This window comes from Paenibacillus sp. KS1 (genome assembly GCF_001680695.1).
In the GTDB taxonomy this organism is placed as follows: domain Bacteria; phylum Bacillota; class Bacilli; order Paenibacillales; family Paenibacillaceae; genus Paenibacillus_B; species Paenibacillus_B suaedae.
In genome coordinates this window covers 1-1,132 of sequence record NZ_MAIS01000250.1, presented here as the reverse complement: position 1 = coordinate 1,132, position 1,132 = coordinate 1, and the positions used below count along the sequence as shown (strand labels likewise).

Sequence of the window (1,132 nt, the reverse complement as noted above, 5' to 3'; positions counted from 1 at the left end):
TCTTGTCAATCTGAACCTTCACCTTCTCCGGTTGCTTCTGCTCTTGTGCAGCCGCAGCTTCGACAGGAATCGGTCCTCCCAATGAGGCTAGCATGCCGGATACGACCAATGTTGCGATGATAGCTTTTTTCATAAACATGATCATCCTCCTATGTATCTGTTTGTGTTTTTAATTCCCTGCGGCCGCTCTGCTCCCGGACTTTATATATACGACGTTTTTCTCGGCATCCAATGCCGCTCTTACCGCCGTAACATCATTTTTTTCAATGAAGCGGTAATCTTTAAATAAACTATCCCATTTCACTTCATATCCCGTAATGTCGATATTGAATAATTTCTTCGCAAGCGGAGCGACCGCTTCTTTGGCTTCTTTTTCGGTCATCTCTTTGTTCGTCGTGACCTGATTGCCTTGTTTATTGATCAGGCTGATTGCTTTCCCTTTCTCCATGTAAACCGTCACTTTGTCGTCCTCAAGCACCCACGTATAATGCTCAATTTGCGCCTTCGTCACGTCGAATTGATGATCGAACGCCGTTTTGATCGCTTCCGTTGCCGACTTCAGCAATTTCGGATCAAGTTCTTTTTTGTCAATATCAATTGTCACAACGGACAAGGCATAACCTTCTGAAATATTAGCATTTACTGAAACTTTAAAATCCTTCCCGGAAAACTCATAAAACATATAATCTCCAAATTTGCCCTTGCTATTATCGTAGGATCGTGACTGTGTAACTTCCTTGTTAAATACGTATTTCTTCTTTGAATAGGCGTTCTTTAACTCTTTTAAAGCTTCGTCTTGAAATTTTTTGTCGACTTTGTCGATTGTCGTCTTGTTGGAAACAAACCATATTTTTCCGCTTTTGGGATCAAAGCCAACACCATAATTTCCATCTGCAGATTGAACCGTGACCAAACTCTCTTTGATATGTTCACCGGTATCCTTAAGCTTAATCTCTTTCCCCGCATATTGATTTACCGCTTTTTGCAGCTTGGGGGCCAACTTCTTATCGATGGGAACCTTCTTATTATCGGATTGCTGCTCTTGCTGATTCTCTTGCGCTGCCTCCGCTCCGGCAGGAATTGGGCCGGCCAATGTGGCTAACATACTAGATACGATCAGGGATGCTAGAAT

The 1,132-nt window shown here is 42.8% G+C and carries 1 protein-coding gene; it reads right to left on the bottom strand.

The window, feature by feature from the left end; genetic code table 11:
• Positions 1–169 precede the first annotated feature (169 nt).
• Positions 170–1,132: hypothetical protein (locus BBG47_RS28130; RefSeq protein WP_254659959.1), on the bottom strand; the 963-nt coding region annotated here is incomplete at its 5' end.